The 22275-nt window shown below is 70.0% G+C and carries 20 protein-coding genes and 3 pseudogenes; 11 read left to right on the plus strand and 12 right to left on the minus strand.

What is annotated here, in order from left to right:
- Positions 1-672: 672 nt before the first annotated feature.
- Complete coding sequence (locus ACZ499_RS31775; protein WP_468679648.1) at positions 673-1311, plus strand: hypothetical protein; 639 nt, start codon at positions 673-675, stop codon at positions 1309-1311.
- A 53-nt stretch (positions 1312-1364) separates the two neighbouring features.
- Here ACZ499_RS31775 and ACZ499_RS31780 read toward each other — a convergent pair whose 3' ends face one another.
- On the minus strand, positions 1365-1550 hold the full coding sequence (locus ACZ499_RS31780; RefSeq protein ID WP_468679649.1) for a hypothetical protein: 186 nt from the start codon (positions 1548-1550) through the stop codon (positions 1365-1367).
- A 406-nt stretch (positions 1551-1956) separates the two neighbouring features.
- Between ACZ499_RS31780 and ACZ499_RS31785 the strand changes: the two genes are divergently transcribed.
- A complete protein-coding gene (locus ACZ499_RS31785) occupies positions 1957-2727 on the plus strand; it encodes an oxidoreductase (RefSeq protein WP_468679650.1) in 771 nt (256 codons plus the stop codon).
- A 69-nt stretch (positions 2728-2796) separates the two neighbouring features.
- Here the strand turns inward: ACZ499_RS31785 and ACZ499_RS31790 are convergent, their stop codons facing one another.
- The gene (locus ACZ499_RS31790; RefSeq protein ID WP_468679651.1) at positions 2797-3693 is read right to left on the minus strand and encodes a LysR family transcriptional regulator; all 897 of its coding nucleotides are present in this window, start codon (positions 3691-3693) and stop codon (positions 2797-2799) included.
- A 353-nt stretch (positions 3694-4046) separates the two neighbouring features.
- Between ACZ499_RS31790 and ACZ499_RS31795 the strand changes: the two genes are divergently transcribed.
- Entirely contained in the window at positions 4047-4676 is a 630-nt protein-coding gene (locus ACZ499_RS31795; protein ID WP_468679652.1) for a DUF6629 family protein, read from the plus strand.
- A gap of 720 nt (positions 4677-5396) precedes the next feature.
- Positions 5397-5945, plus strand: a complete 549-nt coding sequence (locus ACZ499_RS31800; protein ID WP_468679653.1) for a DUF1062 domain-containing protein — start codon at positions 5397-5399, stop codon at positions 5943-5945.
- 850 nt (positions 5946-6795) lie between these two features.
- Here the strand turns inward: ACZ499_RS31800 and ACZ499_RS31805 are convergent.
- The 3 genes from ACZ499_RS31805 to ACZ499_RS31815 all read right to left on the minus strand — a co-directional run bounded on the left by ACZ499_RS31805 (position 6796) and on the right by ACZ499_RS31815 (position 10270).
- Positions 6796-8247, minus strand: coding sequence for an amidase (locus ACZ499_RS31805; protein ID WP_468679668.1), 1452 nt, complete (start codon positions 8245-8247; stop codon positions 6796-6798).
- 692 nt (positions 8248-8939) lie between these two features.
- The gene (locus ACZ499_RS31810; RefSeq protein ID WP_468679654.1) at positions 8940-9890 is read right to left on the minus strand and encodes a DNA-3-methyladenine glycosylase family protein; all 951 of its coding nucleotides are present in this window, start codon (positions 9888-9890) and stop codon (positions 8940-8942) included.
- A gap of 2 nt (positions 9891-9892) precedes the next feature.
- Positions 9893-10270: a VOC family protein gene (locus tag ACZ499_RS31815; protein ID WP_468679655.1), complete on the minus strand. Its 378-nt coding sequence runs from the start codon at positions 10268-10270 to the stop codon at positions 9893-9895.
- A gap of 86 nt (positions 10271-10356) precedes the next feature.
- Between ACZ499_RS31815 and ACZ499_RS31820 the strand changes: the two genes are divergently transcribed.
- The 4 genes and pseudogenes from ACZ499_RS31820 (at position 10357) to ACZ499_RS31835 (ending at position 12880) form a co-directional block, all read left to right on the plus strand.
- The gene (locus ACZ499_RS31820; RefSeq protein WP_468679656.1) at positions 10357-10815 is read left to right on the plus strand and encodes a MarR family winged helix-turn-helix transcriptional regulator; all 459 of its coding nucleotides are present in this window, start codon (positions 10357-10359) and stop codon (positions 10813-10815) included.
- 157 nt (positions 10816-10972) lie between these two features.
- Positions 10973-11196 (plus strand): annotated as a pseudogene (locus ACZ499_RS31825) (NF041680 family putative transposase); the annotation flags it as partial.
- A 228-nt stretch (positions 11197-11424) separates the two neighbouring features.
- Positions 11425-11988, plus strand: coding sequence for a papain-like cysteine protease family protein (locus tag ACZ499_RS31830; protein ID WP_468679657.1), 564 nt, complete (start codon positions 11425-11427; stop codon positions 11986-11988).
- 10 nt (positions 11989-11998) lie between these two features.
- Positions 11999-12880 (plus strand): hypothetical protein, encoded by an 882-nt coding sequence (locus ACZ499_RS31835; protein WP_468679658.1) that lies wholly within the window; start codon positions 11999-12001, stop codon positions 12878-12880.
- 202 nt (positions 12881-13082) lie between these two features.
- Here ACZ499_RS31835 and ACZ499_RS31840 read toward each other — a convergent pair whose 3' ends face one another.
- From ACZ499_RS31840 to ACZ499_RS31855, 4 genes and pseudogenes are all read right to left on the minus strand, one after another.
- Positions 13083-13856, minus strand: coding sequence for a polysaccharide deacetylase family protein (locus tag ACZ499_RS31840; protein WP_468679659.1), 774 nt, complete (start codon positions 13854-13856; stop codon positions 13083-13085).
- 821 nt (positions 13857-14677) lie between these two features.
- On the minus strand, positions 14678-15274 hold the full coding sequence (locus ACZ499_RS31845; RefSeq protein WP_468679660.1) for an HAAS signaling domain-containing protein: 597 nt from the start codon (positions 15272-15274) through the stop codon (positions 14678-14680).
- Positions 15271-15645 (minus strand): PadR family transcriptional regulator, encoded by a 375-nt coding sequence (locus tag ACZ499_RS31850; RefSeq protein ID WP_037696304.1) that lies wholly within the window; start codon positions 15643-15645, stop codon positions 15271-15273. The genes ACZ499_RS31845 and ACZ499_RS31850 overlap by 4 nt, the downstream gene beginning before the upstream one ends.
- Positions 15646-15729: 84 nt before the next feature.
- Positions 15730-15879, minus strand: a pseudogene (locus ACZ499_RS31855) (NF041680 family putative transposase); the annotation flags it as partial.
- A gap of 196 nt (positions 15880-16075) precedes the next feature.
- On the opposite strand from ACZ499_RS31855, the gene ACZ499_RS31860 reads away from it, so the two are divergent.
- From ACZ499_RS31860 to ACZ499_RS31870, 3 genes are read left to right on the plus strand one after another with little or no spacing between them, the layout of a single operon-like run.
- Complete coding sequence (locus ACZ499_RS31860; RefSeq protein ID WP_468401936.1) at positions 16076-16447, plus strand: hypothetical protein; 372 nt, start codon at positions 16076-16078, stop codon at positions 16445-16447.
- Positions 16447-17742, plus strand: a complete 1296-nt coding sequence (locus tag ACZ499_RS31865; protein ID WP_468679661.1) for a lanthionine synthetase C family protein — start codon at positions 16447-16449, stop codon at positions 17740-17742. Before ACZ499_RS31860 ends, ACZ499_RS31865 begins: the two co-directional genes overlap by 1 nt.
- On the plus strand, positions 17739-20840 hold the full coding sequence (locus ACZ499_RS31870; protein WP_468679662.1) for a lantibiotic dehydratase: 3102 nt from the start codon (positions 17739-17741) through the stop codon (positions 20838-20840). The genes ACZ499_RS31865 and ACZ499_RS31870 overlap by 4 nt, the downstream gene beginning before the upstream one ends.
- Before the next feature lie 18 nt (positions 20841-20858).
- Here ACZ499_RS31870 and ACZ499_RS31875 read toward each other — a convergent pair.
- The 3 genes and pseudogenes from ACZ499_RS31875 to ACZ499_RS31885 all read right to left on the minus strand — a co-directional run.
- A pseudogene (locus ACZ499_RS31875) lies at positions 20859-21055 on the minus strand (IS110 family transposase); the annotation flags it as partial.
- Positions 21052-21312: a hypothetical protein gene (locus ACZ499_RS31880; protein WP_468679663.1), complete on the minus strand. Its 261-nt coding sequence runs from the start codon at positions 21310-21312 to the stop codon at positions 21052-21054. The gene ACZ499_RS31880 and the pseudogene ACZ499_RS31875, both read right to left, overlap by 4 nt.
- 198 nt (positions 21313-21510) lie before the next feature.
- Positions 21511-22074: a GNAT family N-acetyltransferase gene (locus ACZ499_RS31885; protein ID WP_468679669.1), complete on the minus strand. Its 564-nt coding sequence runs from the start codon at positions 22072-22074 to the stop codon at positions 21511-21513.
- Positions 22075-22275: the final 201 nt, after the last annotated feature.

Consider the following 22275-nt stretch of genomic DNA (forward strand, 5'->3'; position numbering starts at 1 on the left):
TTGCGCCTGCATGACGCGTACGGCTGTCGTGCGCTTCCAACTGCCGGGCGCGGGCACGGCCGTGCCGGTCGCCGACCCGGTGCTCCTGAAGGCCACGGCGCACATGGACAAGCGGCCCGAGGAGCTGTTCGCGTTCCTGGACCCGCTGTGCGAGGCGGGGCAACCTGCAAGTGCTCCCCGCCGACGAGCACACGCCCTGGCGTCGGCTGCCGCGGGGACTGCGTCTCCCCGCGCTCGCCCTCCGGTTCGTGCTGATCTGCGGATTCGTGGCCCTGGGAGCGGCACTCGCCTGAGCCGGCCACGGGCGGGCTCCAAGTGCGGCATCCTCGCTCCATGGGGGATCGGCGATTCGACCTGTGGACGGCGGCCGGGGCGGTCGCTGCGGGCGCCGTACTGGCAGCGACCTCGGTGGTGCTCGCCGCCGGGCGGGCCCGGGGCCGACCTGGGCAGCGGCCACCGTGGGTGCGTTCGTCGCGTGTGCGGCCATCACCGGGAAGAGGGCCGTGGAAGCTCTGGGAACACGGCTGGCCTAGCCCGTCGAACGAGTCGTACGCCGCTCCGCCGTGAGGAACGCGCTCCTCGGCCCGGCACAACGGGTCGTCGACTCCCGTGAGCGCATGGCGTTGAGCATTCACACGGCGATCCCCCTGCCTGGGCACGCCGATCAAGGGGTTGTCGAGCAGCCTGCAGGAATACATTCCGCGCCGGATCGACTCCGACATCCGCGCATGGATCAGGGCACACATCCGGACCGGCGGGCTCGCGGTGCTGGTGGGTGAGGCGGCGGCGGGCAAGAGCCGTTGCCTGTACGAGGCGCTGTGCGCCGAGGTCCCCCTCTGGGGGTTGCCCCATATAGAGACGGGTGCGCAGCTCAACGCCCCGGTCCGGGAGGGCGTCGATCTGCCGCAGTCCGTCGTCTGGCTCGACGAGTTCCAGAACTCCTTCGGCGACGAGGCGCTGACGGCCCCGGCGGTACGGCAGTTGGTTGCGGGTCGGCGCGGCCCCGTTCTGATGGCCGCCATCATCCGCACCGAGGAGTTGGACAGATCGCTGCACTCCACCGAGCCGTCGACCGACGCCCCCGAGCGCTCGGACGCGATCGGCCGTCGTCACGCCCGTAGGTCGTCCGACGCCCTCCTCACCCGCAGCCGGCATTCACTGAGGGCCTCCTACGGCGAACCCGGCGTGCAGCGACACGTGCGCATCCTCAGGCGCTACGCGGAGTGCCTCGCCGACCAAGGCGACGCGGCCGGAGCCGCGGAGTGGAACTCCCGGGGTGACAGGCACACTTCGCCCGGCTCGCTACCGTGATGTCGTCGGCCGCCGCTGCACCGGGTACGGGTGGTCGCCCATCAGCGCGTCCGTCACCGGCGGACTCCGCGGGCGAGGCGGCCCAGCTCCGTCGCGTACATCCGGATGGTGTTCTCGATGACCGCTTCCGCCACGCCCGGTGTGGGCAGCTCGGCCCGGCTGGTCTGCAGGGCCACCCGGACCGCGCGCATCTCGTGCTGGAGCTGGAGCTGGAGCTGTGCGTGCCGGGCGAGGATCACGTGGGGGCGGGTGAGCGGTGAGTAGCCGGCGTAGGGGCCGGCGGCAGGTCGCGCTGCCAGCGGGTGGCCGCGCGTTCCCAGTCCCGCGTCCCGGGTTCCTTGACCTGACAGGGCAAGTCCGAGCGCCGGAGTGCCGCCCCACGGGGCGGCGACCTCGCTCAGCGACGGCGTGAATCCTGCCTTCGCGAGGCCGCTGCCGCGCCGGCCACGGGCGAGGGGCCGGGGTGCTATAGGAATTCCCTATAGCACCTGCTGACATTTCGTCTTTGCCTCTCGTTCTTTTCCGGACGTACCGTCAAACTGCTCGACGAGGTGCTCACCGCGATTTATCCGAAGATTCGCGCTCTGCGCACGCCGATTCTTCTTACGTCGAGCGGACGAATTCGTGATCGAGAGGACCGGTGGCATGACCACGATCGAAAGCGGCTCGGGAATGCGAGAACTCGCGGGAAAGCGGGCCCTGGTCACAGGTGGTTCTCGGGGGATAGGAGCGGCCATCGTGCGCCAACTCCTGGACGCGGGCGCCGAGGTGCTCACGACCGCCAGGTCGGGGAGGGGCGCGGTGCCGGAGGGGGCCACCTTCGTGGAGGCCGACGTGCGGACACGGGCCGGAGCGGAGACGCTCGCCGCGGCCGCGCAGGAGGTGCTCGGCGGGGTGGACATCCTGGTCGACAACGCGGGTGGGGCGCGACCGTACCAGGACGCCTCGGCCATCCCCGACGAGGAGTGGCAGGACCAACTGGACCTGAACTACCTGGCCTCGGTGCGGCTGGACTCGCTGCTGACACCGGGGATGCGGGAACGGCGTTCGGGGGTGGTCGTGCACGTCTCCTCGGCCGCGGTCCCCCTCACGCCACCTCCGTTCCTGCACTACACGGCGGCGAAGGCGGCGCTGGAGAACTACAGCCGGGGACTGGCCCTGGAGCTGGCCCCGTTCGGAATCCGGGTCAACACCGTGACTCCCGGCAAAGTCGCCACCCCCGGCGGCGAGGCAACGCGGGAGCAGTGGGCGCGCCTGGCTCCGGGGCCGGGCCAGGACAACACCACCGTGCCGCTGGGGCGAGATGGTCAGCCCGACGACATCGCCCACGCGGTGATGTTCCTCGTGTCCGACCGGGCGAGCTGGCTGACCGGGAGCAATCTCGTCGTGGACGGCGGTGAATTCCCCAGGGGTTGACGTCGGCGGCATTCCGGAACACCAGTTTCGACACAAGGAATTGAGCGGTGCCCGCTTCCTTCTCGCCCGTCAGGACACCGGTGAGAAGGAAGCGGACTCGGACCAGGTCTCCTGACGCAGGAGGTCGAGCAGGGCCGCCTCCGCCGGGCCCGCGCCGTGCCGGACCACGGCAATGACGGGCTGGGACATGACCGGGAACACCGGGCGCACGAGGTGCTCGTAACCGTGGGGCACCGCGGAGGCCGGGACGAGCGTCACCCCCAGCCCGTGGTCGGCCCAGCGCACGGCCGTCGCCGTCTGGGACACGCGGGCGACCGTGGTCGGGGCCAGATCGTTGTCCCGCAGCACCTCCCGCAGCACGCCGTCGAGCGCGCTGTCGCGGTCGAACCTCACCCACGGCTCGCCCTCCAGCTCGCGCAGCTCGACCCGGTCAGCGGCGAGCAGCCGGTGCCCGGCACCCAGCACCACGACGAACTCCTCGTCGCCGAGGTGGTGGGCGTCGGCGGGGCTTCGCTCGCACGCCGCCATCAGGGCAAGGTTCAACACGCCCCGGCGGCACAGCCGCTCCAGCTCGGCGGAGCTCGGTTCCTCGAAGACGGTGACCTCCAACCGCGGGAAGCGGCGGCGCAGCGCGCCCAGCGCGCCCGGCAGCTGCCGTGTGCCAAAGCCCATCTGCACCGCGACCACCAGCTCGCCCACCAGCTCATCGGCACCGGCCCGCGCCGTCGCCCTCGCCCGCCGCGACGCGCTGACCGCGACCTCCGCCTCCCGCAGGAACGCGCGGCCGACCACGGTGGGCACCAGCCCGGTCGGCGTGCGGGTGAACAGTTTCACACCGAGTTCCCGCTCCAGGCCGCGGATCTGCTGGGACACCGACGGCTGAGCGACGTGCAGCAGCTCCGCCGCCGCCGTCACCGAACCCTCCTCGGCAACAGCCAGGGCGTACTCGAACTGACGAAGGCTCATCGACTCCCGTCCCTCCCTGCGTTGGACTGCGATCACTCCGTTGTAATCTTGTAATCATAGTCGAATGAGTGGAGCGAGGACGGCGCCGCGCTGTTGGTGCTGCTCAAGCGGGACCCGGGCGAGGTCGGCTTGGATGCCCTACTGACGGAGATCAGCAACCCCCCGGCCGGGCGGTACCGACTGGGGGCGGAAACGATTGATTCCGCCCCCGACAGGGTGCTACCGGATGGAGCCGTCGGCGCCGCCGTCGGGCCCCAGTGCCGCGGGACCTTCGACTCGCCCGGGATGCCGGGCGTAGCCCCGAAGGAGTGTCCGGCGCGCTCCCTCACCAGCGCGGCCGTAGCGTTGCTGGCATGTGCTGGAGTGCGACGGCCGACCTCGTTGCGGGCGTGGGCATTATGGCGGTGGGGGCCGCCTCGGTGACCTTGGCGGCCCGACGCCCCCGTGACCTGCCGCTGGCCGCGCTGCCTCTCCTCTTGGGGAGCCATCAGATCATCGAGGCCGCGGTGTGGCACAACCACGGGGGCACCGGGCCCGCCACTGTCGCCTGGGCCGTCATCGCGCTCCCGCTGCTGGTGCTGTGGGTACCGGCGGCCGTGCTGTGCGCCGCGCCGCCGAGCGCCCGTCGCCGCCTGCTCATTCCCCTGGCGGTGGGAGCCGCGACGGCGGCGGCACTCACCTACGCGCTGGCGACCCGCACCGTGACGGCCGAGATCCGTGGGCACACCGTCGGGTACTTCCTGGGGCTGCCGCAGGCGGAGCTGACCGTCATCGGCTACCTCTTCGCCACCATCGGCTCCCTGCTCCTCTCCGGCGACCGGGGCCTCGTCCTGTTCGGTGTCCTGGTTGCCGTTGGGGCCGCGGCCTCCTTCGTGCTGTGGCGGCAGGAGTACATCTCGACGTGGTGCGCGTTCGCCGCGGTGTGTTCGGTGTTCCTGTTGCTCTGGGCCAGAAGGCGACGTCCGCCAATTCCACGGCCGTGAGGCCGTCTCGAACCTTGAAAGCGGCGGCGGTCCGATCGGGCTCTGTCCGCACCCTCTTTGGCCGGCCCGCAGAAGGGCGGTGTAGGAGCACCAGCGAGCGCAGAGTCGGCACGGTGCTCCGGGCAGGGCCCCCATCACCGCATCCCCGAACTTGGCGCTTCCGAAGGTGCTGGGTGAACAGGAGCCGGAGCCGCAGCCGGAGTGGGCCGCACGGCGGGTGACGGTCTGGAGGGCCGGCTGGGCGGTTGTCGTGGTGCGGGTGCGCGAACTGGCCGGGACCGCGACGGGAGCGATGGGGCCCGAACACCATTTCGCGTGGCATACGCGGCAGCGGCTCAGGCGGGGATTGGCGTTCACGGTCTCGCCGGGACGGTTGAACGGTTTCGAGAGGTTGGTCCGCCGTCGTGGAGGCAAGGAGGCCGCCAAGAACGGCGACGCCCAACAAGCGGGCCTGTGCCTCGCACGGCACCATCACTGTCGCCGCGGTCCGGCTCTGGCTTTGTCCATGATCCGCCGGACAGGACCTGGCGGTGAGGCGCTCGAAAACCAGTGGAACAGCGCCGCTGTGCTGCCTTACCGTGCTGCGGAGCCAAGTCATCCAGGCAAGGACGTCCCGTTGTACACCCTGTGAGACCTCCCGAGAGCTGATGTGTCGCGCGTCGCGCATGTGCGCCGCGCTCCTTTTTGCTGCGGACTTCTCACTGAAACCGGTGTACTTCTGTGCTCAATGACTGGGTGGTCATGCCCACCTGCCTGCCCACCGTTCTCCGCCGTTGCCACACGTGCGCGTCCGAGCGCTTCCGGGCAAACGGCAAATTTCGCGTCAACGCAAACCACAAGCTCATCGACGCCTGGCTCCTCGCGCTCTGTACCGCATGCGGGGACACGGCAAAGCTCGCGGTCCTGGAGCGGATCAACGTGCGCTCCGTACGACCTGAGCTGCTGGACCGGCTGCATGACAACGACCCTGGCCTGGCAGCTGAGCTGCTCCAGGATCCGGTCGTTCGGCGCCGTAATCGCATCGCCCTCGACTGGGACGACGCCTGGCGCCTCGACACCGGCGGATCGGATCACCTGGACCGCGAGGTGATCGATGTCTCGGTCCGCTTTGCTGCGCGGATCCCCGTCCGGCCGGTGCGGCTGATCGCTGAAGGTTGCGGTCTTTCGCGTGCTGAGGTCGAGAGACTGATCACGGAGGGGAAACTCGTTTCGGCAATCCGGCTGAGCGGCAAGCTCTCCGGTGACTTCACCTTCACGCTCAAGCGCTGAGCCCTCCTCGGGGCCAGGGGCCTGTCCGGCACGATCCCCCGGACAGTCCCTGGCCCTGATGAGACGAACTGCCCGATCACGTGTGGACGATCGAGTCGTTCCCCAGGGGGCAGTCCACGAAAGTACCCAGCTGGGCGACTGAGCAGGCCACCTGAGAAGTGGTTGAGGTGGGTTGCAGAACCGGCATGTGATCACGCGGCTGTGTCAGGTGAACCCGTGCCAGTGGACCTGACGGCCAGGAATGAAAGGTGAGTTGTGCGTTGATCCGTGTCGCGTGAGGAGTCACCGGGTTCTGGGGGCCGCAAGGGAGGCGAGTTCGTACGTCACAGGGCTGCCGAGCCGTCCGAGTTCCCCGGTGCCGTGGTGGGCGGCTCCACGGACTCGTCGGCCGCTGATCCGGACGGTCGCGCCTGCATCCTCTGCCTCGCCCACCACGCTCCGGCACTCCTGCCACAGCGGGGGAGGTCCTGGCCACGATGGCCGACTGCACCTGGTGGCGGCGTGCGGCACCGACACGGTGGAGGACGGCCAGCGGTGGTGGGCCGTCATGGTCTTTGAGACGAGCGACCGCCAGCCGTCCCTCGCGTTGGGCCCCCGGGCGCCGGAGCCACCCCGGCACCCGCCCGTGGTCCTCGTCGACATCGACGGGGACCCGTGTTGTCGCCGGAGCCACCCCGGCACCCGCCCGTGGTCCTCGTCGACATCGACGGGGACCCGTGTTGCTCCGAAACGCTCCGAAACGCTCCGCAGCCTCCGGCCGAGCGCCGACCGCCCGGTTCGCTCCACTCGACCGACCGCAGTGCCCGACCCTGCCGGGCCGGGCACTGCGACGGACACCAGGTCGTACGCCCTACTTCGGTACCTGGAAGCCGCCGATCTCCTGTTCGAGCAGTTCGGCCAGCCGCAGCGGGGTGCGGTCCTCGAACATCGGACCGATGAGCTGTACTCCCACCGGCAGGCCCTCGGGGGAGCGGCCTGTGGGTATGGCGGTGGCGGGTAGGCCGGGCATGGTGGGCAGACCGGCCCAGACGAGCAGGTCGAAGTACGGGTACTCGACGCCGTCGATGTCGAGCCGGCGTTGCCGCGGATCGGGGTTGTGGTCGTGCGGGAACGCGGGAGTGGGCGTGATGGGACACACCACGGCGTCGAACTCGGCGAAGAGCTGCCGCCAGCCGTGGCGGTGGAGCTCGCGACGACTGTTCGCCTCGATCCAGTCGTGGTGGCTGAAGACCATGGCGCGCAGCCGCGCCGCATCGAGGCTCTGGTCGTCTGCGCTCAGTTGGGCGGCGAGGGTCCGCAGCTGCTCGTACGCTTCGACGGGAAAACGCGCAACGGTGCTCGAGAACAGCAACTGCGTGTAGAGCATACCGGCTTCGGTCAGGTCGGGCAGCAGTGGACTGTGTCGCTCCACGCGGGCGCCGGCGTCGACGAGCGCGTCGGCCACCCGGTTCAGGCCCGCCCGCACGGCGGACCCGGTTGGTATGAGGGGATGCTCATCGAGGATCAGGACCCGGAAGTCGCTGAGCCGCTCGTGGCGCGCGGGTGGCAGCGTCAAGTGGTGCGCCATACCGAGCGTCAGCGGGTCGGGTCCGGCCATGACGTCGAGCAGGAGCGTGAGGTCGCGGGCGGTGCGCGCCATCGGACCGACGACGGCGAGGTCAGGGTCGACCGGCAATGCCGGCGCGTCCGGCGGGACCATACCGCGGTTCGCCGCGAGCCCGAGTGTCGGCTTGTGTGCGTAGATGCCGCAGAAATGTGCGGGGGTGCGCAACGAACCGGCGAGGTCGGAGCCGATGGACAGCGCGCCGAATCCGGACGCCAGGGCGGCTGCTGATCCGCCGGAGGACCCACCCGGCGTGCGACCGTGATCCCACGGGTTGTTGGTGGTGCCGTAGATCTCGTTGAAGCTCTGCACGTCTTGCAGCCCGACGGGCACGTTGGTCTTGCCGAGCACCACCGCGCCTGCGGCCTTGAGCCGCGACACCTGCACCGCGTCCTCGGCCGGCATGAAGTCCCGGTGTTGCGGCATGCCCCAGGTCGTGGGCAGCCCGGCGATGTTGTAGGACTCTTTGACCGTCACCGGAATGCCGAGCAGCGGCTGGTCCTCACCGCGGGCGCGTGCCTGGTCGGCACTGCGCGCGGCGGCCCGCGCACGGTCGAAGTCCGGTACACAGATCGCGTTGATCGTCTTGTCGTCCCGCTCGATACGGGCGATCGCATGGTCGGTCAGTTCCGCCGAGCTCACTTCACCGGCGCGCAAGGCAGCCGCGAGTTGTTCGGCCGTCTGAAAATTCCACTCCATGAATCCGACCGTACGGGCTTCTGGGGCAGGGCATGAAATGCCGCTTTGCGCAACGGGATGGATGCCTGAATACCCATCATGTTCCTCTCCGGGCACGGACATTGGCCCGAACGCTGCCGATGGCGACGCGCGGAGGGTCGGTGTTCGGCCGGAGAGTTCAGAAGACCTTCGGCGCGAGCGCCCGTGGACTCCGTCGCTACGTGGACTCCTGGAAATGCGCCGCCAGTTCGGCGGAGTCGGCATCGCTGCGAGGCCGGGGCGGTGTCGACCACCTCGTATGTGCCCGCCATAACAATCTCCAGCGGGTCGTCGGGCCGCAGGTGCGCGGCCTCGTCGTTCATGGGCCGGTGGCGCCGTACAGGTTCATTGACGGCCAGCTCCGCTTTTGCGCAGGGTGAGCCGGTTGAGTGATGCCCCGAGCAGGCGGCCCTTACGGGTGGGCGGGAGTGGCCGGCCCATGACCAGGGCGTTCCCGCAGCCCAGACACCACACCGAGGACTACGCGATCGTGACCGTCACGAAATTCCGACCAGACCCATGGAATTCACCGGCCCTGCTCGCCGTTCCCCGCTCGGTCGAGTGATCAACACATGCCCCGGGGTCTGCCCGAGTCGGTGTGGCTGTTTTGAACCGGGCGCCGCACGGGTCGCGAACGGGATGCGGCTGGTCGGGTGATTCCAGACGGCGCATGGTTACGTCCCCCTGTGCGTGCGCAACAGGAGGGCGACCCAGCTGCGGTAGGGCGCCCAGTGGTCGCTGATGTCGGCGAGGCGGTTCGTGTCGGAGGCGTCCTGATTGCTCAAGCCGTAGGCGCGCGCCATCGCGGCGTGCAGTCGGGGTTCGTGGCGTGGGAAGACATCGGGGTGTCCGGCGCCGCGGATGAGGATCAGCTCGGCGGAGAACGGGCCAATGCCGGGCAAGGCCTGAAGGTGGGCAAGGGCGTCCTGGGCCGGCATCGCCCGCAGTTGGCCGGCGTTGAGGTCGCCGGCGAGGGCTGCGTCCGCGAGGTGGCGCAGGCGTTCGACCTTGGTGTCGGGCAGCCCGGGGATGCGGTCGAGTTGGCGCAGGGCCAGTGGGGTGGGGAAGGCGTGCAGGGTGCGGCCGGCGACGGTGACGTGTTGGCCGTGGTGTTCGGCGATGCGGGCCTTGATGGCGGCGGCCTGGACCATGCGGATGCGGTGGCCGATGACCGCCCAGGCCGCTGCTTCGTACGGGGAGTGGAAGCACACCGGCCGCAGTCCCGGGAATGCCGAGATGAGGTCGGCTACGACGGGGTCGCCCTTGGCGAGTTGGGGAAAGCCGCCGCCGTCGACGTCGAGTGAGAGGATGCGCGCCAGCTGCTGCCGCACCGTATCCATCCCGGGGGAAGGCGGAACGGGCTCGGTTTCTGGGGCCGTCCCGGCCCGCCCCTCGCCGGGCGGGCCGGTGTCCACCATGGCTTGCGCCTCCACGATGCCCTGGGGGCCGTCTCCCTGCCTCACTTCGACGCCGACGGTCGAGTGGCCGTCGTCGGCGGGGAATGCCAGGCGCAGCACCTGGCCTTGTGCGGTGTCGTGATACCTGGCGGGGGTGAATCCCTTCAGGAAGCCGAGAGCGGCTGCGAGGGAGAAGGGTCCTTGCGGGGTGATGGTGAAGGCGTGCACGGTCAGCTCCCGTGGGCGGTGATGGCGTAGCCCTCAGGGCCGAGGAAGGTGAACATCGTGCCGAACGGGCCGTCCTGCGGTGCCTTGACGATGGGGGTCCCGGCGGCCTGGAGGCGGTCGTGGAGGGCCTGGGCGTCGCTGGTCCTGAACCACAGGGCGACGCCGAGGCCGGGCCGCTCCACGCTGTCGAGGTCCACGCCCGGCAGGGGCTCGCGGACGGCGAAGGCGACCGGCTCGGTGGTGAACACCACGGCGCCGGGGGGCGAGGCGGGGGCCCGGCGCAGCCCGAGCTGCGTCTCGAAGAAAGCGGCGGCCGTCTCGACGTCACGCACCTGCAGTGCGATGAAGTCGGGCCCGGTGACGGAAACGGCGGTGGCCATGGGGGTGCTCCTCAGACTTGCTCGATGTCAGGACTTTGACATACGCGAAGGTAGGTGTCTTCGCTCATGTATGTCAAACTCCTGACATGAGCGATGGGACAACCACCGGCCCGATCCCGACCACCGACGTGACCGAGCGACTGGGCTACCGCCTCAAACGCGCCGCGGCCGCCCTACGCGGCGCGATGGACAGGGCCCTGCGCGAGTACGGACTGACCGTGCCGCAGTACGCCTGCCTCGAACTGCTCGACCAGCAACCCGGGCTGTCCAACGCCGAACTGGCCCGCGGCACCTTCGTCACCCGGCAGTCCATGAACGTCGTCCTGCGCGGACTGCAGGACGACGGCCTGATCATCCGCGCGACCACCACCGACCACGGCCGCGCCCTGCCCGCCCACCTCACCGAGGAGGGCCGTCGCCGCCTCGCCGCGGCACGCTCTGCCGTCTACGCCATCGACCAGCAGATGACCGACGCCGTCCCGCCGAAACGCCTCGCCGCCCTTCTCGCCGACCTGGACCGCATGGCGGAGACACTCGGTGGGTGAACGGGTCTACGGCTCGATGGGCGGGCGCCGTGTGCCGCCGTTACGCTGAACGATCATCAGTCGGCCCCGATGCTGCCTCGCCCCGGTGACGGGCGCAGGTCGCATCGGGGCGGTGGTCGAGAACGGAACCGCCTGCAGGTATCGAGACGGCTGCGTGACCCCCCAGGCGGCGGACCGCTGGACCTGGCGCGTCATCACCGCCCACACCCAACTCCTCCTCGCCGCCCCGCTCGCCGCCGACCATCGCAAACCCTGGGAGAAGGTCACACGCCCCGGCCCCGGACGGCCACCCGGCTTCAGGACCGGCATCCCGTCACCCACCACGACGTGGGCGAAACCGTCAAACGACCCAGCACCCTCTACGAACGAGACCAGGTCGAACGTCAAGGCCCAAGAGTGCGTGCTGGCAGACCCGGGTTGGTCACCGCCCAGCTGATGGAACAACCCTCCCAGCCAGGACCACCACCCGGGTTACGCGATTAACCGACAAATAATCAGTAGGGGTGGAATTTCCGCAAGGACCCTATATGGCTTAGACATGTTGCGCTGTCATATTCGTGTCAGATTGCCCCGCTCATCTCGTCGCACCCATCAGGGGAAGGCAGGAACATGGGGAGATTCAGGTACGGAACCACGGCGGCGGCCATCGTGCTGGCCGCCTTGGGATCGCTCGCGGCCGCGGGAGGCACGGCTCACGCGGAAGCGGGTCAGGACACCATCGGCATGCTGAAGCAGGAGAAGACCCAGTGGTGCTGGGTTGCCTCCGGGCTGACCATCGCCAAGTTCCAGGGCTTCGGCTCCACACAGACGGACTTCTGCAACCGGGCCCAGCCCGCCTACGGCTGCAACAACCAGCCCGCCACGCTCGACGACATGGCCAGGGGCTGGAGCAGCCTCGGCATGGCCCACTCCGGCTCGGGCCTGAGCAGCGCGGCCACGTTCAACCAGGTGTACACCGACGTCAAGGCGGCCCGGCCGATCGGTGCCCGCATCGGGTGGACGTCCGGTGGCGGCCACATGAACGTGGTCTACGGCTTCGACACGTCGAACACCACGATCGCGGTGGCCGACCCGTGGCCGGACACCGCCACGTACACCTGGTGGAAATACAACGACTACGTCAGCAACGGCTCGTCCAAGTGGACCCACTCCCGCATCGGCATCTCCCGCTAAGGCAGGCGACATGCGCGACACCAGCGGCACCAGAACGTCCAGCAAGCGGGCGGACTCTCGCTTCTCCCGCCTGTCCATCGTCTTCGCACTGAGCGCATCCGCATTACTGTCCGTCGTCGGTCCGGCCCACGCGGCCCCGGCCAAGGACCCCCTCTCGGCCGATATCCCCGACTACCAGGCCGCCCTCAACGCGGTGAAGTCCGCCGACGTCCGCAACGCCGTCTGCCGCTTCCTGAGCACCCCGGTGCCCAGCGGCGGCACCGGCGGGCCGGTGCAGACGATCCCCGAGACGGCCGAGCCGTGCCAGGGCCTCCCGGCCTTCACGGTCAAGGACCCGTTGGCGCTGAACGAGATCACCCCCGGGTTCGTCGCGGGCACCTCCCAGCCACTACCCACCGAGGCGGTCAAGCTGGCGCAGCTTGTCTCCTCGCTGAACACCACCGTCAACGGCCGCAACGCCACCGTCATGCTCGCCCCCACCCAGGGCGGCGGCTGGCACCTGGCGGCCGTGCGCGACGGTGACAGCGACGCCACATACGCCAGCAAGGCCACCGTGGGCGCGCTGGTCTTCACCGAGCCGCAGATCCGCGGCTGGTACCAGCTCAAGCTCACCACCGTCGAGCCACTCAACGACCAGGCCCGGCAAGGACTGGGCGGCCAGGCGTCGGTGTCGCTCAGCGACTACCAGAAACTGGTCAAGGCCCGCTACGCCGACAAGCTGCCCGGCTCGGAGTACGACACCAAGGGGTATTCCAGCGGCTACAGCCCCCGGCACAAGGCGGACGACGCCTCGTCCTCCATCCCGCTGATTGCCGGCGGTTCCGGCGCGGCACTCGTCCTCGCGGGTGGGGCCGCCGTGCTGCGCCGGCGTCGGCGCGCAAGCATCTGCTGAGCCCGACCCCGTACGCCCCCTTGCTTCGCCACGGCAGCCAGCCGGGGCGGAGCGAGGGGGCGTACGGCCGACCCGCCGCCGCTCGACCAGGGATTTCCCACACGCACGGAACTTGCGACGGCCGCTCGTCAGCTGGTCGGCACATTCCAACGGCTGACCCGGGGCCGGCGCCTCGAACGCCGGGACCGGCCATGGCCGGGGCTCAGTGGACCGGGAAGCCGAAGGAGTAGCCCTGTTCCTTGAGTCGGGGGAGGAGGCGGCGCAGGGCCTGGACGGTCTGGGTGCGGTCGCCGCCCGCGTCGTGGAAGAGGAGTGTCGGTCCGTTGTGCAGCTCTCGCTCGACGGTGGCGACGATGGCGTTCGTGCCCGGACGCTCGAAGTCCTTGCTGTCCACGTTCCAGCCCAGCGGGCGCATGCCCCGGGAAGCGGCGAGGTTGCGGCTGTAGGGGGTGAAGGCCCCGCCGGGTGCCCGGTAGTACATCGGGCGTACGCCCCCGGACGCTTTGGTGATCATGCGTTCGGCGTCGAGTATCTGCTGTGACTGGTAGGCCTGGGGTTGTTTGTCCATGGCGGTGTTGTGCGACACCGAGTGGTCGCACAGCCGGTGTCCGGCCGCGACCACCTTCTTCACGAGGTCCGGGTGGGCCTGCGCCTGCGTACCCACCATGCAGAACGTGGCCTTCACGCCGTACTCGCGCAGCAGGTCGAGCACTTGAGGGGTCCACACGGGGTCGGGGCCGTCGTCGATGGTGATGTTGATGCCGCGCGCCCCCGCCTCCGAGGCGTGCGCGATGGTCGCTGCGACCGGCTTGACGTCACTGCTCGGCGTGGCCGGCGCGGTCGCTTCTGGTGTCGAGTTGCCCGCGGTGCCGGCCTGGGCGGTCCACAGCGAGGCGCCGGTGGCGAGCATCGTCACCCCGAGCGCCGCCCCGGCCACCTTGCCGTACCAGCCTCGCCCGCCGCCATGCCGTGCCATGTCCGCCCCTTTTCGCGCAGTCCCTCGCCGATTCCCGGTCGCCTTGCGACCACCTGGCAGGACGAGGCACGGCGGCCAGGGGATGCGTCTGTTACCGATCACGGACAATTCCGGGAGAGTTCGCGGACAACTCTCTACGAACAGCGGCCGGAACCGTGCCGGTTGGCTCGATCGCGCCTCCTCCGGCACCGGCGCGCACCGGCCGCGGCCACCCGTACCGACTACGTCGGCGTACGGCGGTTCACCGGGAATCTCCGTACCTCGATGCGGGATCGTCACCTGGCGACGGCCGCCTTTCGGCAGGTCGGCACATTGCACGGGTTGGCCCGACCGCTCCACGATCCACCGCCGCGGCACAAGCACGAAGTCGGTCGCGCCCTTGGGCTCGGCCTGGCGATGGTCTTGACGGTCAGGCCAAGTCCACGGGCCCAGGAGCAGGTGAGTACGTGGTGGTTACGCACCGGGCACGATCGGACCGTCGATACTGCCGCTCCACCGCCTGTACCACCGTCCTGCTCCCGCAGGGCATCGGCGGGATATGCCCGCACGCGACGGGACGCTCAGGCCACCGGCTCCTCAAGACCGGGCGCTGACGGTCGCTCATGGCGGGCAGCCCTTGTGGAAGTCAAAGGCGTGGATGGCCTCTTCGAGCGGCTGCTGTGCGTCCATGCCGCCGAACTGCCGCTCGATGCCGTGCGGTGGCAGGGCTACCAGGTCGCTGGTGGGCGGTCATCGACCTCTCGAGCTTGTTCCTCAACAGTGGGCTTGGTCGTGTGGTCACTCCTTGGAGTGAGTGCCGGGTACGAGGGCTGTGGCCGCGCTCAGGCGCGGCGGACCCGCCAGAGCCAGGTTGCCGTACCGGCCAGCAGAGCGACCGTCGCCAGGTTGGCCAGGAGGGCCGGGGTGTCGCCCGCCGGGCCGCCGCTGGACTCGTTCCAGGCGGTCATGACGGCAGTTGGCAGGACGGCGGTAAGCATTACGCCAGTGGTCTTCTGGACGGCGGTCCAGTGCACTGAGGTGCAGAGAAGTACCGCGCCGGTGACGCGGAACAGGACGCCGATCAGCGGTCCGGGGTGGCCGGGGAAGATCATGATGAAGGGCAGCGAGCAGGTGAGCATCAGGAGCGGGACCAGGGGGTGCACCTTGCCGCGCCGGGCGGGTGCACCGACACCGCTCCGGGCCGGGGCCCCAGCGGCCCCGTTTTCCGCCTCGGCCAGCGCGGTCGCCGCGATCGTGCGGGGGTCCCCCAGCTCCGCCAGGACCTCGCCGATCGCTGCATCGGGGCGTTCGGCGCGCGTCACCTCGATGTGTTCGGTGAGGTCGGCGAGGAGTTCCTGGCGGCGGTCGGCGGGGAGCGCGGAGGCCTCGCGTTCGACGGTGGAGAGGTAGTCGCGTACAAGGTCGGTAGAGGTCTTCATGCGAGGTCTCCGGTGGAGGGGTGGGGGGTGGTCAGGAAGGCGTCGACGGCGTTGCGGAAGCCGGGCCAGACGCGGGTGAACTCGTCGAGTGCTGCCCGGCCGCTGTCGGTGAGCGCGTAGTAGCGACGGGGTGGTCCGGAGGCGGACTCCTGCCAGGTGGTGGTGACCAGGTCGTCGCGGCGGAGCCGGGAGAGCAGCGGGTAGACCGTGCCCTGGCTGGTGGCCAGGGCACCGGAGTCCTCCAGGGCGTGGAGGAGTTCCACGCCGTAGCGGGGGCGGTCCCGCATCAGGGCGAGTACGCAGTACTCCAGGACCCCCTTGCGCAGTTGGGCGGCTGCCCGGGCCTGCTTGGTCGAATCACCTGGTTCCATGCGATGCAAGATACCTGGTGGGGCAAGTGGATGGGAAGCGGGGGCGCGGATCCCCTGGGCTTGTCCTGGACATCGGGCATCACGCAGGGCGGTGAGTGTCGCAGGGCGTTTGGCGGTCTGGCCCATGTCGTAGCGGGTGGCGGGGTGGCGGTTCTTCGAGCCGGGTGGTCGTCCTGGGCCCGGCCGGGTGGGTTTGGGTACACGGGCCGGACTGCCCAACTGGAGGCGGATGTTTCCGGCTGTTCAAGCAGCCCCATACGCCGTGGGGCGCCTGGCGACCGGTGAAGTACCGCCGGGACGAGGAGCCGGAGGGCCTGGGCGGTGGGGCGGAGAGGACCGTGGCCGCCCCGGGTTGCGACCTCCACCCGAGGTGCCATCGTGGGAGTACAGGCATTGCTCGGTGACCGATCGCATTGCCGAGGGTTGAGCCATGGAAGACGAGCAAGCACACGTCGTATACAGCGATGACCAGTTCGACCTGGACATCCGCGTCAAGATGACGACGCGGGAAGTCGACAGGTTCGTCATCGAGGACACCCACAGCTGCGCCAGTACCTGCGGCGACGAATGCACGAACAGCTGTGCCAGTACCTGTGCGGGCAGTTGCCCCGTGTTCGACACCCCCAACGAGACCGAAACCTGTGAGACCTGCGGCTCCTGCACCTCGGAGTGCGACCGCAGTCTCTACGAGGATCACTACGTCCTGGAAGTCAGTCAGGTCCGGGCCGACGGGGTCACCCGCAGGGTCGCCGGTGATCATGTCATCCGCCGCGTCGTCGAGCACGACCCACGGGAAGGCTGATGGCCCCGCCCGCCTGGCAGCCGGCCATCGGCGATCCGCAGACCGTCGCCTCGGTGCGCGCCATCTCCGTGGACGTGCTCTCGCGGCTGCGTGACCCCGACATCGTCGAGGGAGCGCCGCTGCAGGGACGTCCGCGATGGACGGCCCACAGCGCCGCCCAAGGCACTTGCGGCCTCGCCCTCGCCTTCGGACATCTCGACCGGTGCCTGCCCGGCGAGGGCTGGGACCTCGTGGCCCACCACCACCTCAGCCGTGCCGTCGACGGCACGGCGTCGAACCCCGTGGGCACCCTGGGACTCTTCGCCGGCCTCACCGGAGTGGCTTTCACCACCTCGTACCTGGCTCACGGCGGACAGCGGTACCGCACCCTGCTCGGCGGCATCGACGACAGCCTGTACACCCGGATTCCCCGACGGCTTCCCGCTGTCACCGGGGAGGGCCTCGCCGTCGGCACGTTCGACCTCGTGTCGGGGTGGACCGGGGTGGCCGCATATCTCCATTCCCGGCCGACCGGCCCAGCCCGGGACCGCGCTCTCAACACCGTGCTCGCCTGGCTCGTGGACCTGTCCCGTGCCGTCGACGGGGTCCCCGCCTGGCACACCCCCCATGCCCTCATCACGGACGAGAGCATGCGCGATCGGTACCGGACCGCGGTCGCCAACTGCGGTCTCGCCCACGGCATCACCGGCCCCCTCGCCATGCTCGCCCTCGCCCACGCCGACGGCCCGGTGGGCGCGGGGCACACCGAGGCGATCCGCCGCACGGCGTCCTGGCTCGCCTCACACCAGGTCGACGACGCCCGAGGAGGGGCATACCCGTCGGTCGTCCCGCTCGGTGAGGACTCCGCCGCACCGTCGGCAGCCCGCGACGCCTGGTGCTACGGCAGCCCCGGTGTCGCGCGCGCCCTCTGGCTCGCCGGCACCGCCCTCGGCGACCCCGACCTGACCCGTACGGCCGTCGCGGCCATGCGGGCCGTACTGCGGCGACCCGTCACCCGGCGGCGCATCGACTCGCCCGGGTTCTGCCACGGCATCGCCGGGCTTCTGCAGGTCACCCTGCGATTCGCCGTCGACACCGGAGACGAGGAGATCAGCGACGGCGCGCGCCGCCTGGTCGACCAACTGATCGGCGAATACCAACCGCAGGCCCCGTTCGGCTATCGCAGCGTCGAGCCTGACGGCACCCGCGAGGACCGGTCCGGTCTCCTCGAAGGCGCCGCAGGGGTCGCCCTCACCCTTCTTGCCGCCGCCACCCTCGAACCACCCGCCTGGGACCGGTTCTTCCTGCTGTCATGAGCGCCGACGCCTCCCGTGGTCCCGGCACTCGGCGACGAGCCGCCCCCCGGGCATCGGGGCTCTACCGCTGTCTCGACCACTTCGTGATCCGCACCCCGATCCTCCCCGTCACGGACTACCCCGCAGCCGAGGACCTCAGGCGAGCGCCCGCAATCGCTCGCGTCCGGGACAACGAGCACGCGCGACGTGCCGTCGTCGTGTCCTCGTTGCCCCTTGCCACCTCATTGCTGGGGCCCGTACGCACCGAACGCGACCGGCGGCGCCTTGAGTCGAGCATCCTGCGCTACCTCATTCGCCTCAGCACCCGGCCCACTCCCTTCGGGCTGAACGCCGGTGTCGCCCTGGGGCGTTGGGGCACGGTCACCGACGTCCGCCTCGCCGACCAGCCTCCCGACGTCCACGCCCGTGTAGACATGCACGCCCTCGTGCACTTCGTCACCGCCCTCGAATCGCGAACCGAGATCCGGGAGGCGACCACGGTCATCGCCAATCCGGCCGTGCTGCACCGCGCCGGCCGGATCACGTTGAGCGGTGTCGAGGCGGCCCTCGGGGCGAACGGCGGCGAGAACGTCACCCTCCGCGCCACCGGCGCCGCCACTCGCGCCCTCGCCCTCGCCCGCACACCTGTGGCCTACGCCGACCTCGCCGCCGACCTCCTGGAAGCCGTCCCCGGAGCCACTCCCGACAAGGTCCACGATCTGCTATACCGGCTGTGGCGGCACGCGTTCCTCCTGACGGACCTCCGCCCACCGCTGACCCACCTCGACCCCGCGGGACATGTCCTCGACCACCTCGGCCGGATACCGGCAGCCGGCACCGCCGCTGCGGACCTCGGCGAACTGCTGGCCGCGATCCAGGACTGGGAGAGGCAGCCGGCCGGTACCGGCGCCGCCGCTTTCCCGGCGCTCGCCGACCACGCCCGCCGCGTCACGGGCTTCGAAACAGCCACACCGCTCCAGGTCGACACGGTTCTGCCCCTGGCGGCCTGCGAGGTGTCACGCAAAGTGGCCGACGAAGCGGTCCGGGCGGCCGAACTGCTGCTGCGGCTCACCCCGTTCCCCTTCGGCGTGCCGCAGATCAGCGCGTATCGGCGCGCGTTCGAGGTCCGCTACGGCACCGACCGGGACGTGTCCGTCCTCGAACTCCTCGATCCCGTCACAGGCCTCGGCTCACCGTCCCTCCTGCCTCCGGTCATTCCCGCCAAAGCCGCCCGGGCCGACACCTTGCTCCGCCTCGCCACCGGTGCTCTCCACGACCACCTCACCGGCATCGACCTCGACCAGGACACCATCGACCGACTCGCCCTCTGGGAAGCGGCCCCCGAGCGGCTCCCCGCATCGCTCGACCTCTACGCCATGGTCTCTGCCCCGTCACCCGCCGCCATCGACGCAGGCGACTTCCACCTGGTCGTGGGCCCCAACGTCGGTGCCGGAGCAGCCGGACGCAACCTCGGCCGCTTCGCAGGCATGCTCACCGGTGCCGTTCCCGCCCTCGGCGACATCGCCGACGCCGAACAAGCCGTTGAAGCCGGCCGCATTCTGGCCGAACTGGTGTACCTCCCCGAGAAGACCCGCTCGGCGAACGTCATCGTCCGGCCCGCGATCCGCGACCACGAGGTCGGCATTCGCACCAGCGCGGAGGACGGACCTGCCCGCTACATCCCTCTCGACCAGCTCGCGGTCCGCGTAACGAACGGCAGGTTCGCACTGATCTGGGACGACGGCACGGGGGAACTCCGACAGGTCAGCGTCTGCTCAGGACACATGCTCAACAACAGCCGGGCCCCCGCCGTCTGCCGTTTCCTCGCCGATGTGAGCCGCGACGGCACCGCCCAGATCGTCGGCTTCGACTGGGGCCCGGCCCGCGACTTCCCCTACCTGCCCCGCGTCACCTCCGGCCCGGTCATCCTGCGCCTGGCCCAGTGGCGCATCGACCACGCCACAGCGCACGAGTGGGCAGGGCAGCCGGACCGGTTCCCGGCCGTGTTCGACGCCTGGCGCCGCCAGTGGCGGGTGCCCCGCTACACGTACCTCACGAGCAGCGACGCGGCCGCGGACCACCGGCTCCTCATCGACGCCACCGCGCATTCCCACACCGATGGGATACGGCGAGCCCTGAACCGTCTGCGGCCCGACGGCAGCGTGGTCCTCCAGGAGGCCGTTCCCGGCCTCGACGACGCCTGGGTCAGTGGGCCGAACGGCCGCCACACCGTCGAACTCGTGGTGTCCATGACCCGCAACGCCCCTGCTCCGCGCTCCGTTCCACCCAGCAAAGCCGGCGCCCGGGTGGCGAGGGCAGAACGGCTGCGCCCCCCGGGAAGCGACTGGACCTTCGTCAAGCTCTACGGCGACCGGCAGGAGGAGGAAGCCCTGCTCGTCGGCGGCATCCGCGAGCTCCTCCGCTCGCTGGACGGCCATTCCGACCGACGCGTCTTCCTGCGCTACTCGGACCCCGAACCCCACCTGCGGCTACGCCTGCGCGGCAACCCCTCCGTGCTCGTCCCCGCACTCAGCGACTGGGCCGGCACCCTCCTCGCCGACGGCCATCTCTCACGGTTCACCTTCGATGTCTACGATCGTGAGATCGAACGCTACGGCGGCCTCATCGGGATGGACGTCACCGAACAGCTGTACTCCGCCGACAGCTCCGCCGTTCTCGACCTCCTCTCCCTCGAGCACGCCGGGAAGTCCCAGCTCGACAGGACGGGCCTGGCCCTGCTCACCATTGACGACCTGTTGACCGGGCTCGGCCTGAGCGAAGCCGAGAGGCTCCGCTTCTACCACCGGGAGAATCCCCAGCGACGGCCGGCGGGCGCGGAGTACCGCACCCGCAAGGCGGAATTCTGTGACCTGCTGCGCGGACCACCTCCTCCTCTCATTGGCGACGTCCTCACCCGGCGTCGCCCTCACCTGGCAGACGTCGCCGACCGGCTCGCCGATCTGAAACGCCGCCGGCTACTCGGCAAGACGCTGCCCGAGCTGTGCCACAGCTACGTACACCTGCACTGCAACCGCTTCCTTGGCGCGGACCGTGCTGCCGAGAACACGGCGTTGGAACTGCTCTACCGCACCCGCCACAGCCTGGCATCAGGAGCCTGAACCCCGATTCGGGGCGGTGGCCATCCGGGCAGACCCGCCAGCCAGGTCGTCGTCGAACCCCGCGATCACGGCCAGTTCGGCGACCGCCTCGTCGGCGGGATCGATCGTCCGCAGAGTGTGGGGCATCGCTCTGGCGGCGTCCGCGATGATGAACGCGTCGGGGCGTCGGTCTTGGTCTCGCCGGGATACAGATCGGCGACTCGCCGCGTCGTCAACGCGGCCGCCGGAGTCCGGGGTGCCATGGGAAGCAGTGGCTCGGCTCGTCGGCGTTGAAGTCGACCCGGGTCTTCGGGGTGACGAGCAAGGCCTCGATCTCTGGGCAGCTCAGGATGTGTTCGGCTGCCGTGGCTGAGCAGCCGACGTAGGTGGAGACCAGGTCGGCGTCACTGGTGACGACCCAGCCGCGGTCTTGTGTCCACCAGAACTCGGGGCCGTCCGTCCTGCCCGCGTCGGCGGCCACGGCCGCCCGCACGGCCTCAAGGTCAGCCAGTGAGGGAGCGCCGGATCAAAGGCGCGTTCTCGCTCGCCCTCCATCAGGGCGCCACGGTTCCGCCGCCACCTGGACGCTCGACCCCGAACAGGCCATCCCCACCACGGATATGGTGATCATCGCGCACGAACGAACGCGGAGCGCCAGCGGGTCTGCGCCGGGCCTTCGTACCTGGACGGGTCAGCTTGGGTGACGGAAGTCCAGCATGTAGAAGACCTTGTCGTAGCGGCGTTCGCCGACAGCGACGAAGTCGGGCAGACGGCCGTATTCGGTGAAGCCCAGCGACCGGTAGAGGTGCAGGGCATTGGTGTTGTCGCCACGGGCGTCCAGGGTGAGGACCTCGATACCCGCCTGCCGAGCGTCAGCGATCAAGGCGGCGGTCAGCGCCCGACCGATGCCACGACCATGGGCAGCAGCATCTACCGCGATCTTCTCCAGATCGGCGTGTGGCCGATGGGTCGGCCGGGCGTAGCGGAGCCAGTACCCCAGCCCGACAAGCCGACCGCCGAGGTAAGCGGCACGCAGGGCGGCATCCCCGGCCTGGACCGCAGAGACGACGTGGCCCAGAAGTTCCGCTACCTCATCCCGCGAGGGTGGTTCGACCCAGCCCAGCGCGGCACCTGCGCGGACCAGGTCCGCCAGGATCTGGTGGGCCGACTCCGCCAACCGGGCCTCCAGCTCCGGATCGGAAGTCAGCTCCATGGCGTCAAGGATGGCGGGCTCAGTGGTCACACCGCTGGTCATGGCCGGATTCATGACCAGCAGCCTAGCCAGCCCAGGGCCAGCCGGGACCCCGCGAGCCTCAGCCGCAGCCACGCCGCTACTGACCCACCGTCCCGGCAGCTCCCACTACTGAGGTTTTCAGGGTGGGGTCGGTGGGTTGATAGTCAGGCCGGTCGCGGTGAGGCAGCCGTCGATCAGGTGGGGCTGGAGCTGGATCCTGCG

Source organism: Streptomyces sp. NPDC031265 (genome assembly GCF_055570295.1).

Bases quoted from the DNA above. Each gene is read 5' to 3' on its own strand.
- ACZ499_RS31785 (WP_468679650.1), top strand. From the start codon at position 1,957: ATGACCACGATCGAAAGCGGCTCGGGAATGCGAGAACTCGCGGGAAAG.
- ACZ499_RS31790 (WP_468679651.1), bottom strand. From the start codon at position 3,693: ATGAGCCTTCGTCAGTTCGAGTACGCCCTGGCTGTTGCCGAGGAGGGT.
- ACZ499_RS31795 (WP_468679652.1), top strand. From the start codon at position 4,047: ATGTGCTGGAGTGCGACGGCCGACCTCGTTGCGGGCGTGGGCATTATG.
- ACZ499_RS31805 (WP_468679668.1), bottom strand. From the start codon at position 8,247: ATGGAGTGGAATTTTCAGACGGCCGAACAACTCGCGGCTGCCTTGCGC.
- ACZ499_RS31815 (WP_468679655.1), bottom strand. From the start codon at position 10,270: ATGGCCACCGCCGTTTCCGTCACCGGGCCCGACTTCATCGCACTGCAG.
- ACZ499_RS31820 (WP_468679656.1), top strand. From the start codon at position 10,357: ATGAGCGATGGGACAACCACCGGCCCGATCCCGACCACCGACGTGACC.
- ACZ499_RS31830 (WP_468679657.1), top strand. From the start codon at position 11,425: ATGGGGAGATTCAGGTACGGAACCACGGCGGCGGCCATCGTGCTGGCC.
- ACZ499_RS31835 (WP_468679658.1), top strand. From the start codon at position 11,999: ATGCGCGACACCAGCGGCACCAGAACGTCCAGCAAGCGGGCGGACTCT.
- ACZ499_RS31840 (WP_468679659.1), bottom strand. From the start codon at position 13,856: ATGGCACGGCATGGCGGCGGGCGAGGCTGGTACGGCAAGGTGGCCGGG.
- ACZ499_RS31845 (WP_468679660.1), bottom strand. From the start codon at position 15,274: ATGAAGACCTCTACCGACCTTGTACGCGACTACCTCTCCACCGTCGAA.
- ACZ499_RS31850 (WP_037696304.1), bottom strand. From the start codon at position 15,645: ATGGAACCAGGTGATTCGACCAAGCAGGCCCGGGCAGCCGCCCAACTG.
- ACZ499_RS31860 (WP_468401936.1), top strand. From the start codon at position 16,076: ATGGAAGACGAGCAAGCACACGTCGTATACAGCGATGACCAGTTCGAC.
- ACZ499_RS31865 (WP_468679661.1), top strand. From the start codon at position 16,447: ATGGCCCCGCCCGCCTGGCAGCCGGCCATCGGCGATCCGCAGACCGTC.
- ACZ499_RS31870 (WP_468679662.1), top strand. From the start codon at position 17,739: ATGAGCGCCGACGCCTCCCGTGGTCCCGGCACTCGGCGACGAGCCGCC.
- ACZ499_RS31885 (WP_468679669.1), bottom strand. From the start codon at position 22,074: ATGACCAGCGGTGTGACCACTGAGCCCGCCATCCTTGACGCCATGGAG.